9 protein-coding genes, 1 tRNA gene and 4 pseudogenes are annotated in these 15,881 nt (G+C 65.5%); all 14 read right to left on the minus strand.

The window, feature by feature from the left end:
- A partial coding sequence (locus FU658_RS14005) for a GTP-binding protein (protein ID WP_038082120.1) occupies nucleotides 1–99 on the minus strand: 99 nt, incomplete at its 3' end.
- Between the two features lie 37 nt (nucleotides 100–136).
- Entirely contained in the window at nucleotides 137–2,227 is a 2,091-nt protein-coding gene (gene fusA / locus FU658_RS14010) for an elongation factor G (protein WP_147892649.1), read from the minus strand.
- Between the two features lie 56 nt (nucleotides 2,228–2,283).
- Entirely contained in the window at nucleotides 2,284–2,751 is a 468-nt protein-coding gene (gene rpsG, locus FU658_RS14015; protein ID WP_147892650.1) for a 30S ribosomal protein S7, read from the minus strand.
- A 63-nt stretch (nucleotides 2,752–2,814) separates the two neighbouring features.
- The gene (gene rpsL, locus FU658_RS14020) at nucleotides 2,815–3,189 is read right to left on the minus strand and encodes a 30S ribosomal protein S12 (protein WP_147892651.1); all 375 of its coding nucleotides are present in this window, start codon (nucleotides 3,187–3,189) and stop codon (nucleotides 2,815–2,817) included.
- Between the two features lie 208 nt (nucleotides 3,190–3,397).
- A pseudogene (gene rpoC, locus FU658_RS14025) lies at nucleotides 3,398–7,605 on the minus strand (DNA-directed RNA polymerase subunit beta').
- Nucleotides 7,606–7,693: 88 nt separating this feature from the next.
- Nucleotides 7,694–11,843 (minus strand): annotated as a pseudogene (gene rpoB, locus FU658_RS14030) (DNA-directed RNA polymerase subunit beta).
- A 210-nt stretch (nucleotides 11,844–12,053) separates the two neighbouring features.
- Complete coding sequence (gene rplL, locus FU658_RS14035; RefSeq protein WP_147892652.1) at nucleotides 12,054–12,431, minus strand: 50S ribosomal protein L7/L12; 378 nt, start codon at nucleotides 12,429–12,431, stop codon at nucleotides 12,054–12,056.
- A 64-nt stretch (nucleotides 12,432–12,495) separates the two neighbouring features.
- Nucleotides 12,496–13,020 carry a 50S ribosomal protein L10 gene (gene rplJ / locus FU658_RS14040; protein WP_147892653.1) on the minus strand — a complete coding sequence of 175 codons (525 nt, stop codon included), beginning with the start codon at nucleotides 13,018–13,020 and terminating at the stop codon, nucleotides 12,496–12,498.
- Between the two features lie 340 nt (nucleotides 13,021–13,360).
- A complete protein-coding gene (gene rplA, locus FU658_RS14045) occupies nucleotides 13,361–14,062 on the minus strand; it encodes a 50S ribosomal protein L1 (protein ID WP_147892654.1) in 702 nt (233 codons plus the stop codon).
- A gap of 3 nt (nucleotides 14,063–14,065) precedes the next feature.
- Nucleotides 14,066–14,493, minus strand: a pseudogene (rplK, locus tag FU658_RS14050) (50S ribosomal protein L11).
- Between the two features lie 91 nt (nucleotides 14,494–14,584).
- A pseudogene (gene nusG, locus FU658_RS14055) lies at nucleotides 14,585–15,177 on the minus strand (transcription termination/antitermination protein NusG).
- A 10-nt stretch (nucleotides 15,178–15,187) separates the two neighbouring features.
- Entirely contained in the window at nucleotides 15,188–15,562 is a 375-nt protein-coding gene (gene secE / locus FU658_RS14060; RefSeq protein ID WP_147892655.1) for a preprotein translocase subunit SecE, read from the minus strand.
- A gap of 57 nt (nucleotides 15,563–15,619) precedes the next feature.
- Nucleotides 15,620–15,695 (minus strand) — tRNA-Trp (locus FU658_RS14065).
- A gap of 87 nt (nucleotides 15,696–15,782) precedes the next feature.
- The coding region (locus FU658_RS14070) for an EF-Tu C-terminal domain-related protein (RefSeq protein WP_222708463.1) at nucleotides 15,783–15,881 on the minus strand (99 nt) is incomplete at its 5' end.

Here is a 15,881-nt window from a genome sequence, read left to right on the forward strand (position 1 = left end):
GGTCAGCGCGGCGGTCAGCGTGGTCTTGCCGTGGTCGACGTGGCCGATCGTGCCGACGTTCACGTGCGGCTTCTTGCGCTCGAACTTTTCCTTGGACATGTCTGCTTACCTGTACGTATTCAAAAAAGGGTTGGAATCAGGACTTCTTGACGATCTGCTCGGCGATGTTGTTCGGCGCCTCGGCGTAGTGATCGAACTCCATCGTGTAGGTGGCGCGGCCCTGGGTGGCCGAACGCAGCGAGGTCGCGTAGCCGAACATCTCGCCCAGCGGCACGTGCGCGTTGATGACCTTGCCCGACGGGCTGTCATCGGAACCCTGCAGGACGCCACGACGACGGCTCAGGTCACCCATCACGTCGCCCATGTAGTCCTCCGGCGTCACCACCTCGACCTTCATGATCGGCTCCAGCAGGACCGGGCTGGCCTTGTGGAAGCCTTCCTTGAAGCCCATGGAACCGGCGATCTTGAACGCCATTTCCGAGGAGTCGACGTCGTGGTAGGAACCGTCGATGAGGCGGATCTTGATGTCGACGACCGGGTAACCGGCCATGACGCCATTGGCCATCGCTTCCTGGATGCCCTTGTCGACCGCCGGGATGTACTCCTTCGGGATCACGCCGCCGACGATCGCGTTCTCGAACTCGTAGCCCTTGCCGCGCTCCTGCGGGACCAGCTCGATGACGACGTGGCCGTACTGGCCCTTGCCGCCGGACTGGCGGACGAACTTGCCGTCCTGCTTGACCATCTGGCGGATCGTCTCGCGGTAGGCCACCTGCGGCTTGCCGACATTGGCCTCGACGTTGAACTCGCGCTTCATGCGGTCGACGATGATGTCGAGGTGCAGCTCGCCCATGCCCGAGATGATCGTCTGGCCCGACTCTTCGTCGGTGCGCACGCGGAAGGACGGATCCTCCTGCGCCAGGCGGCTCAGGGCGATGCCCATCTTCTCCTGGTCGGACTTCGTCTTCGGCTCGACCGCCATCGCGATGACCGGATCCGGGAAGACCATGCGCTCCAGCGTGATGATGCTGTCCTGGGCGCACAGGGTGTCACCGGTGGTGACGTCCTTGAGACCCACGGCCGCGGCGATGTCGCCGGCACGCACTTCCTTGACCTCTTCACGGTTGTTGGAGTGCATCTGCAGGATGCGGCCCACGCGCTCCTTCTTGCCCTTGACCGGGTTGAACACCTGGTCGCCGGCGGCGAGCGTACCGGAGTACACGCGGAAGAAGGTCAGCGAGCCGACGAACGGGTCGGTCATGATCTTGAACGCGAGCGCCGAGAACTTCTCGTTGTCTTCGGCACGACGGGTGGCCGGCTGCTCGTTGTCGTCGATGCCGGCGACCGGCGGACGGTCGGCGGGCGACGGCAGGTAGTTGATCACGCCGTCGAGCATCGCCTGGACGCCCTTGTTCTTGAACGCCGTGCCACAGAAGGCCGGGATGATCGAGCACGCGAGCGTGCCGGCACGGATGCCGGACATGATCTCGTCCTCGGTCAGGTCCGTACCCTCGAGGTACTTGTCCATCAGCTCCTCGGAGGTCTCGGCCGCAGCCTCGACCATGAAGCTGCGCGCCGCCTTGGCGTCGTCGAGCATCTCGGCCGGGATGTCGCGCAGTTCGAACTTCGTGCCCTGCGACTCCATGTCCCAGTAGATCGCCTGCATCTTCACCAGGTCGACCACGCCCTCGAAGTTGTCCTCGGCGCCGATCGGCAGCTGCATCGGCACCGGGTAGGCACCCAGGCGCGACTTGAGCTGCTCGATGACCTTCTTGAAGTTGGCACCGGTGCGGTCCATCTTGTTGACGAACGCGAGACGCGGCACCGAGTACTTGTTGGCCTGGCGCCAGACGGTCTCGGACTGCGGCTGCACGCCACCGACCGCGCACAGCACGAACACCGCGCCGTCGAGCACGCGCAGCGAACGCTCGACTTCGATGGTGAAGTCGACGTGGCCCGGGGTATCGATGATGTTCAGGCGATGCTCGGGCAGCGTCTGGTCCATGCCCTTCCAGAACGCCGTGGTGGCGGCGGAAGTGATGGTGATGCCGCGCTCCTGCTCCTGCTCCATCCAGTCCATGACGGCGGCGCCATCGTGCACTTCACCGATCTTGTGGCTCACGCCGGTGTAGAACAGGATGCGCTCGCTGGTCGTGGTCTTGCCGGCATCGATGTGGGCCATGATGCCGAAGTTGCGGTAGCGATCGATTGGGGTATGACGGGCCACTGTGGATTACCTGTATTGACTTGCCGGCGGCCCCGTGGGGCCGCGCGATTGCGTGATTACCAGCGGTAGTGCGAGAACGCCTTGTTGGCTTCCGCCATGCGGTGCGTCTCTTCGCGCTTCTTGACGGCGCCACCACGGCTCTCGGCGGCGTCGAGCAGCTCACCCGCCAGCTTGCGCGGCATGGTGTTCTCGGAGCGCTTGCGGGCCGAATCGATCAGCCAGCGCATCGCCAGGGCCTGGCGACGGGAGGCACGCACTTCGACCGGCACCTGGTAGGTCGCACCACCGACGCGGCGGGACTTGACCTCGACCACGGGGGCGACGTTGCTGAGCGCCTTCTCGACCAACTCGAGGGCGTTGGGGTTCTTCTCGCCGATGGAGTCCATCGCGCCATAGACGATTTTCTCGGCGACGGACTTCTTGCCGCTCTTCATCACCATGTTGATGAAACGCGCGACCATCTCGCTCCCATGCTTGGGATCGGGGAGAACTGAACGGATACCAGGTGAACCTTTACGGGACATGATGCGTGCCTGATTTGAAAAGATCGGGAGCGGCGACGTTCGTCGCCGATGCTGCCTGCTGCTTTACGCCTTCGGACGCTTGGCGCCGTACTTCGAACGCGCCTGGCGCCGCTTGGCCACGCCGGCGGCGTCGAGCGAGCCGCGAACGGTGTGGTAGCGCACGCCCGGCAGGTCCTTGACGCGACCGCCGCGGATCAGGACCACCGAGTGCTCCTGCAGGTTGTGGCCTTCGCCACCGATGTAGGAGATCACTTCGAAGCCGTTGGTCAGGCGCACCTTGGCGACCTTGCGAAGCGCCGAATTCGGCTTCTTCGGGGTCGTCGTGTAGACGCGGGTGCACACACCACGGCGCTGCGGACAGTTTTCCAGCGCCGGCGAGGCGCTCTTGTACGTCTTGGGCTGTCGCGCCTTGCGGACGAGCTGATTGATCGTTGCCATCTGGAGAAACGCCTTCCGATGAAAAATGAAGGCAGGCCGGTGAATTCACCCGACCTGCCGAGCCGAAAAGTTTAGCCCGCGTCAAGACCCGCTGTCAAACAGCGGGCCCCTTGGCAAGCTTTGACATCCCTGTTCCCGAACACGAGGCGCGTCCTGCGCCTCATTTCGATATGTGCGGCGACCCTATGGGGTCGCGAATCACTACCTGTCAGTCTTCCGAGGATCCGGCTTCGACCTCGGCCGCTGGGGCCGGGGCGGCGGCGCTGAGCGCCTCCATCTCCGAATCGCTCAGTTCACCGGGCTGGCGGCGGCGCTGGGTGTGGTACGCCAGACCGTGCCTGCCGGGATAAGCCGACCAACAATAACATTCTCCTTGAGCCCCCGCAAGGTATCGCGGGTGCCGCGGACGGCCGCCTCGGTCAGCACGCGGGTGGTTTCCTGGAAGGACGCCGCCGAAATGAACGACTCGGTGGCCAGCGAGGCCTTGGTGATGCCCAGCAGGACGGGGTCGTACTGCGCCGGCAGCTCGTCGCGCGAGACTGCCCGGGCATTGTCCTCGACCACGCGGATCTTCTCGACCTGCTCGCCCGCCAGGTAGCGGCTGTCGCCGGCGTCGGTGATCTCGACCTTGCGCAGCATCTGGCGGACGATCACCTCGATGTGCTTGTCGTTGATCTTCACGCCCTGCAGGCGGTAGACGTCCTGGATCTCCTTGACCAGGTAGGCGGTGAGCTGCTCGACACCCAGCAGGCGCAGGATGTCCTGCGGCGTCGGTTCGCCATCGACCACGGTCTCGCCCTTCTCGACGTGCTCGCCTTCGAACACGATGATCTGGCGGTACTTCGGGATCAGCTCCTCGTGCTCGTTGCCCTCGCCGTCCTTGATGACCAGGCGCTGCTTGCCCTTGGTCTCCTTGCCGAAGCTGACCACGCCGGAGCGCTCGGCCAGGATCGCGGGATCCTTCGGCTTGCGCGACTCGAACAGGTCGGCCACGCGCGGCAGGCCGCCGGTGATGTCGCGGGTCTTGGAGGCCTCCTGCGGGATCTTGGCGACCACGTCGCCCACGCCCACCGGGGCACCATCCTTGAGGTTGACGACCGAGCGCGGCGGCAGCAGGTACTGCGCCGGCAGGTCGGTGCCCGGGATGTTGAGGTCGTTGCCCTTGCCGTCGACGATGCGCACGATCGGCCGCAGGTCCTTGCCGGCGGTGCCACGACGCTTGGGATCGGTGATCTCGGCGCTGGACAGGCCGGTGAGCTCGTCGACCTTCTCGATGACGGTGACGCCGTCGACGAAGTCCACGAAGCGCACGGAACCGGCCACTTCCGACACGATCGGGTGGTTGTGCGGGTCCCAGTTGGCGACCGTCTGGCCGGCCTTGACCTCGGAACCGTCCTTGACCTGGATCGTGGCACCGTACGGCAGCTTGTAGCGCTCGCGCTCGCGGCCGGAGGTGTCGAGGATCGAGACCTCGCCCGAGCGCGACACCGCCACCAGGTGGCCGGCGGAGTGCTCGACGGTCTTGATGTTGGTGAACTTCACCGAGCCGGTGGTCTTGATCGAGACGCTGTCCACGGCGGCGGCACGCGAGGCGGCACCACCGATGTGGAAGGTACGCATCGTCAGCTGGGTGCCCGGCTCGCCGATCGACTGCGCGGCGATGACACCCACCGCCTCGCCGATGTTGACCAGGTGGCCACGACCCAGGTCGCGGCCGTAGCACTGCGAGCACACGCCGAAGGAGGATTCGCAGGTGATCGTGGATCGCACCTTGATCGACTGCACGCCGGCAGCCTCGATCTTGTCGACCCACTTCTCGTCGAGCAGGGTGTTGCGGGTGACGAACGCATCCTCGTCGTCGCCCGGCAGGTAGACGTCCTCGGCCACGACTCGGCCCAGCACGCGCTCGCGCAGCGGCTCGACGACGTCACCGCCCTCGACGATCGGGGTCATCGTGATGCCCTTCTCGGTACCGCAGTCGACCTCGGTGATGACCACGTCCTGGGACACGTCGACCAGGCGGCGGGTCAGGTAGCCGGAGTTCGCGGTCTTGAGCGCGGTATCGGCCAGGCCCTTTCGTGCACCGTGGGTCGAGATGAAGTACTGCAGGACGTTGAGGCCCTCGCGGAAGTTCGCGGTGATCGGCGTCTCGATGATCGAGCCGTCGGGCTTGGCCATCAGGCCACGCATGCCGGCCAGCTGGCGGATCTGCGCCTGCGAACCACGCGCGCCGGAGTCGGCCATGATGTAGACCGAGTTCATCGACTTCTGCGCGACGTCCTTGCCCTCGGCGGTCTTGACCGTCTCGGTGCCGATCGCTTCCATCATCGCCTTGGCCACGCGCTCGTTCGTGCGCGACCAGATGTCGACGACCTTGTTGTAGCGCTCGCCGGCGGTGACCAGGCCTGACTGGTACTGCTCCTGGATCTCGTTGACCTCGGCCTCGGCCTCGGCAAGGATCCCCTTCTTCTCGTCCGGGATGGTCATGTCGTCGATGCCGATCGACACGCCGGCGCGGGTGGCGAAGCTGAAGCCGGTGTACATGAGCTTGTCGGCGAAGATCACCGTCTGCTTCAGGCCCAGGTTGCGGTAGCAGGCGTTGATCAGGCGGCTGATGTTCTTCTTGGTCAGCTCGGTGTTGACCAGCTCGAAGGACAGGCCCTCGGGCATGATCTCGGCCAGCAGGGCGCGACCGACGGTGGTGCGGGCCAGCGTGGTCTGCGGGCTGCGGCTGCCATCCTCGGCGATGACCGTCTCGGCGATGCGCACGCGCACCTTGGCGTGCAGCTCGACGACGCGGTTGTCGTAGGCGCGCTTCACCTCGGAGACGTTGGCGAAGACCATGCCCTCGCCCTTCTTGTTCTCCAGCGCGCGGGTCATGTAGTACAGGCCCAGCACGACGTCCTGGGTCGGCACGATGATCGGCTCGCCGGAGGCCGGCGACAGGATGTTGTTCGACGACATCATCAGCGCGCGCGCTTCCAGCTGGGCCTCCAGGCTCAGCGGGACGTGCACGGCCATCTGGTCACCGTCGAAGTCGGCGTTGAACGCGGTGCACACCAGCGGGTGCAGCTGGATCGCCTTGCCCTCGATGAGCACCGGCTCGAAGGCCTGGATGCCGAGGCGGTGCAGGGTCGGTGCGCGGTTGAGCAGCACCGGGTGCTCGCGGATAACCTCTTCGAGGATGTCCCACACCTCGGCCGACTCGCGCTCGACCAGCTTCTTGGCGGCCTTGATCGTGGTGGCCATGCCCTTGCGCTGCAGCTTGGCGAAGATGAAGGGCTTGAACAGCTCCAGCGCCATCTTCTTCGGCAGGCCGCACTCGTGCAGGCGCAGCGTCGGGCCGACCACGATGACCGAACGGCCGGAGTAGTCGACGCGCTTGCCCAGCAGGTTCTGGCGGAAGCGACCCTGCTTGCCCTTGATCATGTCGGCCAGCGACTTGAGCGGGCGCTTGTTGGTGCCGGTGATGGCACGGCCACGGCGGCCGTTGTCCATCAGCGCATCGACCGACTCCTGCAGCATGCGCTTCTCGTTGCGCACGATGATGTCCGGCGCGTTGAGCTCGAGCAGGCGGCGCAGGCGGTTGTTGCGGTTGATGACGCGGCGGTAGAGGTCGTTGAGGTCGGAGGTCGCGAAGCGGCCGCCGTCCAGCGGCACCAGCGGACGCAGGTCCGGCGGCAGTACCGGCAGCACCGTCAGGATCATCCACTCCGGGCGGTTGCCCGACTCGACGAAGGCCTCCATCAGCTTCAGGCGCTTGGTGAGGCGCTTGAGCTTGGTCTCCGAACCGGTGGCGGCGATGTCCTCGCGCAGCTGCACCATCTCGGCGTTGAGGTCGATCGTGCGCAGCAGTTCGTGCACGGCCTCGGCGCCCATCAGCGCGTCGAAGTCGTCACCGAACTCCTGGCGGGCCTCCATCAGGCCCTCCTCGGTCATCAGCTGGCCACGCTCGAGCGTGGTCATGCCCGGCTCCGTGACCACGTAGGCCTCGAAGTACAGGATGCGCTCGATGTCGCGCAGGGTCATGTCCAGCATCAGGCCGATGCGCGAGGGCAGCGACTTGAGGAACCAGATGTGCGCGCACGGGGTGGCCAGGTCGATGTGGGCCATGCGCTCGCGGCGCACCTTGGCCAGCGTCACCTCGGTGCCGCACTTCTCGCAGACCACGCCGCGATGCTTCATGCGCTTGTACTTGCCGCACAGGCACTCGTAGTCCTTGACCGGTCCGAAGATCGCGGCGCAGAACAGGCCGTCGCGCTCGGGCTTGAAGGTGCGGTAGTTGATCGTTTCCGGCTTCTTGACCTCGCCGAAGGACCACGAGCGGATCAGGTCGGGCGACGCGAGCTGGATCTTGATCGCGTCGAAGTCGATCGGCTGGCGCTGCTGGTTGAACAGATTTAGAAGGTCTTTCACTTTGGTTCTCCTGGGAGGAGCCTGATGCGGTGTCGTCGGGAGGGCGCTCTACGGGGTGCGCCGCGGCGTTCGGGCCGCGCGCGACGCCTCAGTGCTCCTCGAGCTCGATGTTGATGCCCAGCGAGCGGATCTCCTTGACCAGCACGTTGAACGACTCGGGCATGCCGCGGTCATCTCGAGGTTTCCGTCGACGATGTTCTTGTACATCTGGTTGCGGCCCTGCACGTCGTCGGACTTCACCGTCAGCATTTCCTGCAGGGTGTAGGCCGCGCCGTAGGCTTCCAGCGCCCAGACTTCCATCTCGCCGAAGCGCTGCCCGCCGAACTGCGCCTTGCCGCCCAGCGGCTGCTGGGTGACGAGCGAGTACGGACCGGTGGAACGCGCGTGCATCTTGTCGTCGACCAGGTGGTTGAGCTTGAGCATGTGCATGTAGCCCACCGTGACCGGACGGTCGAAGGCTTCGCCGGTACGCCCGTCGAACAGGGTCGTCTGGCCGCTTTCCGGCAGGCCGGCCAGGGTCAGCATCGCCTTGATCTCGGACTCGGCGGCACCATCGAACACCGGGGTGGCCATCGGCACGCCGCCCTTGAGGTTGCGCGCCAGCTCCAGCAGCTCCTCGTCGGAGAACTGCGAGAGGTCGACGCGCTCGGCCATGACCTTGCGGTCGTGGTTGTAGATCTGGTCGAGGAACTTGCGCAGGTCGGTGACCTTCGCCTTTTCCGCCAGCATCTCGGCGATGCGGTGGCCCAGGCCCTTGGCGGCCCAGCCCAGGTGCGTCTCGAGGATCTGGCCGATGTTCATTCGGCTCGGCACGCCCAGCGGGTTGAGCACGATGTCGACCGGCTCGCCGTTGGCCATGTAGGGCAGGTCCTCGACCGGCACGATGTTGGAGATCACGCCCTTGTTTCCGTGGCGGCCGGCCATCTTGTCACCCGGCTGGATGCGGCGACGCACGGCCAGGAACACCTTGACCATCTTCAGCACGCCAGGCGCCAGGTCGTCGCCGGCGGTGATCTTGCCGCGCTTGTCGGCGAAGCGCTTCTCGAACTCGGCCTTGTGCGACTCGATCTGCGACTTGGCACGGTCCAGCGCATCGGCGCCGTCCTCGTCCTTGAGCACGATCTGGAACCACTCCTCGTGCCTGAGGCCGTCGAGGTACTCGTCGGTGATCTCGGCGCCCTTCTTCAGGCCATTCGGGCCACGGCTGGCCGTCTTGCCCAGGATCTGGCTGCGCAGGCGCGAGAAGATCGCTCCCTCGAGGATCCGGAACTGGTCGTCGAAGTCCTTCTTGACCCGGCGGACCTCGGACTCCTCGATCTGGCGGGCACGCTTGTCCTTCTCGATGCCGTCGCGGGTGAAGACCTGCACGTCGATGACGGTGCCGTCCATGCCCGGCGGCACGCGCAGCGAGGAGTCCTTCACGTCGGACGCCTTCTCGCCGAAGATCGCGCGCAGCAGCTTCTCTTCCGGCGTCAGCTGGGTCTCGCCCTTGGGCGTGACCTTGCCGACCATGATGTCGCCGGCGCGCACTTCCGCACCCACGTACACCACGCCGGACTCGTCGAGGCGGCCCAGGGCCTGCTCGGACACGTTCGGGATGTCGGCGGTGATCTCCTCCGGCCCCAGCTTGGTGTCGCGGGCGACCGCGGTGAGCTCCTCGATGTGGATCGTCGTATAGCGATCCTCCTTGACCACGCGCTCGGAGACGAGGATGGAATCCTCGAAGTTGTAGCCGTTCCACGGCATGAAGGCGACCAGCATGTTCTGGCCCAGGGCCAGCTCGCCGATGTCGGTCGAGGGGCCGTCGGCCAGCACGTCGCCGCGCGCCACCACGTTGCCCACGTTCACCAGCGCGCGCTGTTGATGCAGGTGTTCTGGTTGGAGCGGGTGTACTTGATCAGGTTGTAGATGTCGACGCCGGCATCGTTCTCGCCGACCTCGTCCTCGTGCACGCGCACCACGATGCGGCCGGCGTCGACCTGCTCGATCACGCCGCCACGCTTGGCGTTCACCGTCACGCCCGAGTCGCGCGCCACGGCGCGCTCGATGCCGGTGCCCACCAGCGGCTTCTCGGCACGCAGCGTCGGCACGGCCTGGCGCTGCATGTTCGAGCCCATCAACGCGCGGTTCGCGTCATCGTGCTCGAGGAACGGCACCAGGGCCGCGGCGACGGACACCGACTGCATCGGCGACACGTCCATGTAGTTCACTTCCTGCGGCGACTTGAGCAGCGTCTCGCCCGCGGAGCGGCAGGGAATGAACGGGTCGACGAAGCGGCCCTTGTCGTCGAGCGAGGCATTGGCCTGCGCGATGACGTACTCGTGCTCCTCGATCGCCGAGAGGAACTCGACGTCGTCGGTCACCGCACCGTCCACGACCTTGCGGTACGGCGTCTCGAGGAAGCCGTAGCGGTTGGTGCGGGCGTAGACGGCCAGCGAGTTGATCAGGCCGATGTTCGGGCCTTCCGGCGTCTCGATGGTGCACACGCGGCCGTAGTGGGTCGGGTGCACGTCGCGCACCTCGAAGCCGGCGCGCTCGCGGGTCAGGCCGCCCGGGCCAAGGGCCGACACGCGGCGCTTGTGGGTGACTTCCGAGAGCGGGTTGTTCTGGTCCATGAACTGCGAGAGCTGCGAGGAGCCGAAGAACTCCTTGATCGCGGCGGCGACGGGCTTGGCGTTGATCAGCTCCTGCGGGGTCAGGCCCTCGGACTCGGCCAGGCTCAGGCGCTCCTTGACCGCGCGCTCCACGCGCACCAGGCCGACGCGGAACACGTTCTCGGCCATTTCGCCGACCGAGCGCACGCGACGGTTGCCGAGGTGGTCGATGTCATCGACGACACCGCGGCCGTTGCCGATCTCGCACAGCACCGACAGCACGTCGAGGATGTCCGAGGTCTCGCCCCAGGTCTCGACCAGGCCCTTGGAGCCTTCGTCGTTGCGCTCGGAGAAGTACTTGTGGTCGAACAGCAGGCCGGTGCCGGTGACTTCCTTGCGGCCGACGCGACGGTTGAACTTCATCCGGCCAACGGCCGAGAGGTCGTAGCGGTCGAAGGTGAAGAACAGGTTGTGGAACAGGTTCTGCGCGGCTTCCTTGGTCGGCGGCTCGCCCGGACGCATCATCCGGTAGATCTCGACGAGCGCCTCGAGCTGGGTCTTGCTCGGGTCGATGCGCAGGGTGTTGGACATGAACGGACGACGATCCAGGTCGTTCACCCACAGCGTGCCCAGCTCGGCGATGCCGGCCTTGCGGAACGCCTCGAGGTGGTCCTCGTTGATCTCGTCGTTCGCCGCGGCCAGCACTTCACCGGTCTCGGGGTCGATGATGTCGTGCGCCAGGATGTTGCCCAGCAGGTACTCGTCGGGCACTTCCAGCGCGGCAACTTCGGCCTTCTCGAGCTGCTTGACGTTGCGCGCGGTGATCCGCTTGCCGGCCTCGACGATGACGTCGCCTCCGACCACCAGGTCGAAGTCCAGGGTCTCGCCGCGCAGGCGCTCGGGCACCAGCTGCAGCTCGACGCCGCCGCCCTTGAGCAGGCTGAACTCGTTGATCTCGTGGAACTGCCGCAGCATTTCCTCGTTGTTGTAGCCCAGCGCGCGCAGCAGGATCGACACCGGCAGCTTGCGGCGCCGGTCGATGCGGGTGAACAGCGCGTCCTTCGGGTCGAACTCGAAGTCCAGCCAGGAGCCACGGTAGGGGATGATGCGGGCGCTGTAGAGCAGCTTGCCCGAGGAGTGCGTCTTGCCGCGGTCATGGTCGAAGAACACGCCCGGGCTGCGGTGCAGCTGCGAGACGATGACGCGCTCGGTGCCGTTGACGATGAAGGTGCCGTTGTCGGTCATCAGGGGCATCTCGCCCATGTAGACCTCCTGCTCCTTGACGTACTTGATCGCCTTGCTCGACGACTCGCGGTCGTAGATGACCAGGCGCACGGTGGCGCGCAGCGGCGCACCGAAGGTCAGGCCGCGGTTGTGGCACTCGCGCTCGTCGAACGGCGGATCGCCGAGACGGTAGCTGACGTATTCAAGCGCCGCATTGCCCGAATAGCTCGAGATCGGGAACACCGACTTCAGGGCCGCGTGCAGCCCCTTGTCCTCGCGCGCTTCCGGCGCACGGTCGAGCTGCAGGAACTCGCGGTAGGAGTCGACCTGGATGGCCAACAGGAATGGCACCTCCAGAATCGCACTGCGCTTGCCGAAGTCCTTGCGGACGCGCTTCTTCTCAGTAAATGAGTAGGTCATGGTGTGCTACCGCCTCGGGTCATTCATGGCCGGCGCCCAGGCCGCCAGCCGTCAGGGAAATCCGGGAATCAGGAATACGCACCGCGAGGGCGCGCATTCCAGATGTCCGGTCGTTCAACGCCTGCCCCGTCCGGGCAGCAGGCAGAGGCCGGGGGCTTTCGCCCCCAGCCTCTGGAACTCGCGATCGAAGCTCGCGACGCAAAGCGTCGCTTACTTGAGCTCGACCGAAGCGCCGGCGGCCTCGAGATCCTTCTTGATCTTCTCGGCTTCATCCTTGGAGATGCTGTCCTTGACGTCCTTCGGGGCGCCCTCGACCAGGTCCTTGGCCTCCTTGAGGCCCAGGCCGGTGATCGCACGGACGACCTTGATGACTTCGACCTTCTTCTCACCGGCGGCCTTCAGCACCACGGTGAACTCGGTCTGCTCCTCGGCAGCGGCGGCCGGACCGGCGGCCGGGCCAGCGGCCATGGCAACCGGGGCGGCGGCGGACACGCCGAACTTCTCTTCCATCGCCTTGACCAGCTCCATCACCTCGACGAGGGACTTGCTGGCAATGGCTTCAATGATCTGATCGTTGGTCAGGGACATGATTGTATTACCTCTGGATAAACGGCTGATTTAAGTAAAAATGTTACCGAACTCTGGACTTGCCTCAGGCGGCCTGCTTCTCGCCGGCCTGCTGGATCACGCGGGTGACCTGCGTGGCCGGCTCGGCCAGGACGCGGACCAGCATGGTGGCCGGCTGGACCATCACGCTGAGCAGCATGCTGAGGGCCTGGTCACGGGTCGGCAGCGACGCCAGGACATCCACATGGGTGCCCGGGTACATCTGTCCGCCCACCGAAACCAGCTTCGGCACGAGCTTTTCGTTGCCTTTGGCAAAGTCCTTGATGAGTCGACCGGCGGCGCCGGGGTCTTCCACAGAAAAGGCATACAGCAGCGGGCCTACCAGGGCGTCGACGACGCACTGGTACTCGGTACCCTCGACTGCGCGCGTGACCAGCGTGTTCTTCGCAACCTTGACGAACACGCCCGACTCGCGGGCCTTCTTGCGGAGATCAGTCAGCTGACTGACGGTGAGACCCGCGTACTCCGCGGCCACCAGCGAATGCGCCGATGAGGCGACATTGGCCAGTTCGGCAACGACTTCTTGCTTCTGGGTCAGATTGAGAGCCATTGCACTCCTCCGAACTACATTGCCGATCCCGGGTCCTCCCGGTCTCGGTCCTCGTGACAGCGTCATTCCCTCGACGCCGGGGATGCGGTGCACTGCATCCCGGGTGGTGGCCGTTTCCAGAAAACTGGAAGGGCTGCACCATCTACGCAGGCCCGGGAAACCTCCCCGGATTAGACGTTCCTGGCCCTCGTCAACGGCGATTCCATGCCTTTCGCGCATCCCTGCCCGACGTTGACGCACCAGGACCGCACCTGCGGTCTTTGACGGCTGTCCCCGGGCGAACCCGGCGACTGCCCTCAAATTTCTTGCCACCGGCACCCCTGCGGGATGCCGGCGTTGATCACTTCAGCGACAGCGACGACTGGTCGACGGTCACGCCCATGCCCATGGTCGAGCTCAGCGCGATCTTCTTCAGGTACTGGCCCTTCGCGGTCGCCGGCTTGGCCTTGATCAGGTCCTGCAGCAGCGCGTCGAGGTTGCCCTTGAGCTTGTCGGCGTCGAAGCTGACCTTGCCGATCGTGCAGTGGATGATGCCGGCCTTGTCGGTGCGGTAACGCACCTGGCCCGCCTTGGCATTGGTGACGGCCTGCGCGGCATCCGCGCTGACCGTGCCCACCTTCGGGTTCGGCATCAGGCCACGGGGGCCCAGCAGCGTACCCAGCTTGCCGACCACGCGCATCGCATCCGGGGTCGCGATGACGACGTCATAGTTCAGGTCGCCGCCCTGCATCTGCTCGGCCAGGTCGTCCATGCCCACCGCCTCGGCGCCGGCGGCCTTGGCGGCCTCCGCCTTCTCGCCCGGGGGGCAGAACACGGCCACGCGGACCGACTTGCCGGTGCCGTTGGGCAGCACGGTCGAACCGCGCACCTGCTGGTCGGACTTGCGCGCATCCACGCCCAGGCGCACGGCCACGTCGATGGACTCGACGAACTTCACCTTGGAGTTGTCCTGGATGAGCTTCAGGGCTTCCTCGATCGAGTAGGCCTTGCCCGGCTCGACCGCGTCACGCATCGCCTTCTGGCGCTTGGAAATCTTAGCCATGTCTTAGCCCTCCACCGTCAGGCCCATGCTGCGTGCGGTACCGGAATGGTACGCACTGCAGCCTCGAGATCGGCAGCCGTGAGATCCGGCTCCTTCGTCTTCGCGATTTCCTCGATCTGTGCCCGGGAAACCTTGCCGACCTTGTCGGTGTTCGGGCGCTTGGAGCCCGAGGTGATGCCCGCGGCCTTCTTCAGCAGGATCGACGCCGGCGGCGTCTTGGTGATGAAGGTGAAGGTGCGGTCGGAGTAGGCGGTGATGACCACCGGAATCGGGAGACCCGGCTCCAGCTTCTGCGTGGCGGCATTGAACGCCTTGCAGAACTCCATGATGTTCAGGCCACGCTGGCCCAGCGCCGGACCGACCGGCGGGCTGGGGTTGGCCTGGCCGGCCTTGACCTGCAGCTTGATGTAGCCGACAACTTTCTTTGCCATTGTTTCCTCTCCTGCGAGTGCAAGCGCCTGTTGTCAGGCTCCTCGCTGTTGTGAAGCCGGCCGGGCGCCCTTCGGCACCCGGCCCCTTTGATCAGGCCTTCTCGACCTGGCCGAACTCGAGTTGACCGGCGTGGAACGCCCGAAAATCGACACCGACACGCGCAGTCGGCTCTTTTCGTAATTGACTTCCTCGACCGTGCCGTTGAAGTCGTTGAACGGACCGTCGGTGACGCGCACCAGCTCGCCCGGCTCGAACAGCACCTTCGGACGCGGCTTGTCCACGCCCTCGCGCACGCGGTTGAGGATGACCTGGGCCTCCTCGTCGCGGATCGGCAGTGGACGATCGGCGGTTCCGCCGATGAAACCCAGCACCTTCGGGGTCTGCTTGATCAGGTGCCAGCAGTCGCTGTCGATGTGCGGGATCACGCCCTCGTGCGTCGTGGAGATCTGCACCAGCACGTAGCCGGGGAAGAACTTGCGCTCGGACTTGCGCTTCTGCCCGGCACGCATCTCGACCACTTCCTCGGTCGGGACCAGCACCTCGCCGAAGCGGTCCTGCATGCCCTCGCGCTCGATGCGCTCCTCGAGCGCCTTCTTGACCTTGTTCTCGAAGCCCGAGTAGGCGTGGACGACGTACCAGCGCTTTTCGACGCCACCGCCGTCCGAATTCTTTTCTTCGCTCATGAGCCGCTCCTCATCCGATGAGCCAGCCAATGCCATTGGCCAGGAAGTAGTCGATGATCGACAGCATGATCGCGACGATGATGACCACCACGACGATCAGCGCGCTCGAGCGCAGCGTTTCCTGGCGCGTCGGCCACACCACCTTGCGCAGCTCGAAGCGTGCCTCGCCGAGGAACTCCACGGCGACGCGGCCCTTGGCGGTGAAGGCGAAGATCGCCGCACCGGCCACCAGGCCCAGCAGGACCATCAGGCCACGCAGCGCGCCCGGCCACTGGGGGAAGGCATAGAAGACCACCATGCCGGCCACGACGGCCGCCACGGCGAGGAGGTACTTGACGATGTCGCCGGCCGAAACCTGGGCGTTTGGATCTGCTTTCGCGTTCATCCGTCTACCGCTTTCCCGGATCCCGGTGCACAGGGCATGGGGATCCGGTTAGATGAGTGGCACGCCAGGAGGGACTCGAACCCCCAACCTGCGGTTTTGGAGACCGCTGCTCTGCCAATTGAGCTACTGGCGTGTGGACTTTCCTCAAACAGCGATGGCGGACCGTGGAACGGCCCGCCATTGCCAGCATTCCCGACCACCCGGAGGGGGTCTGGAACGCTTACTCGAAAATCTTCGCCACGACGCCGGCGCCGACGGTACGACCACCCTCGCGGATGGCGAAACGCAGGCCGTCGTCCATCGCGATCGGGGCGATCAG

The organism is Alkalisalibacterium limincola, from assembly GCF_008017755.1.
Taxonomy (GTDB): domain Bacteria; phylum Pseudomonadota; class Gammaproteobacteria; order Xanthomonadales; family Xanthomonadaceae; genus Alkalisalibacterium; species Alkalisalibacterium limincola.

Excerpts from the sequence above, each read along its gene's own strand:
- rpsG (WP_147892650.1), bottom strand. The coding sequence starts at position 2,751 with ATGTCCCGTAAAGGTTCACCTGGTATCCGTTCAGTTCTCCCCGATCCC.
- rpsL (WP_147892651.1), bottom strand. The coding sequence starts at position 3,189 with ATGGCAACGATCAATCAGCTCGTCCGCAAGGCGCGACAGCCCAAGACG.
- rplL (WP_147892652.1), bottom strand. The coding sequence starts at position 12,431 with ATGTCCCTGACCAACGATCAGATCATTGAAGCCATTGCCAGCAAGTCC.
- rplJ (WP_147892653.1), bottom strand. The coding sequence starts at position 13,020 with ATGGCTCTCAATCTGACCCAGAAGCAAGAAGTCGTTGCCGAACTGGCC.
- rplA (WP_147892654.1), bottom strand. The coding sequence starts at position 14,062 with ATGGCTAAGATTTCCAAGCGCCAGAAGGCGATGCGTGACGCGGTCGAG.
- secE (WP_147892655.1), bottom strand. The coding sequence starts at position 15,562 with ATGAACGCGAAAGCAGATCCAAACGCCCAGGTTTCGGCCGGCGACATC.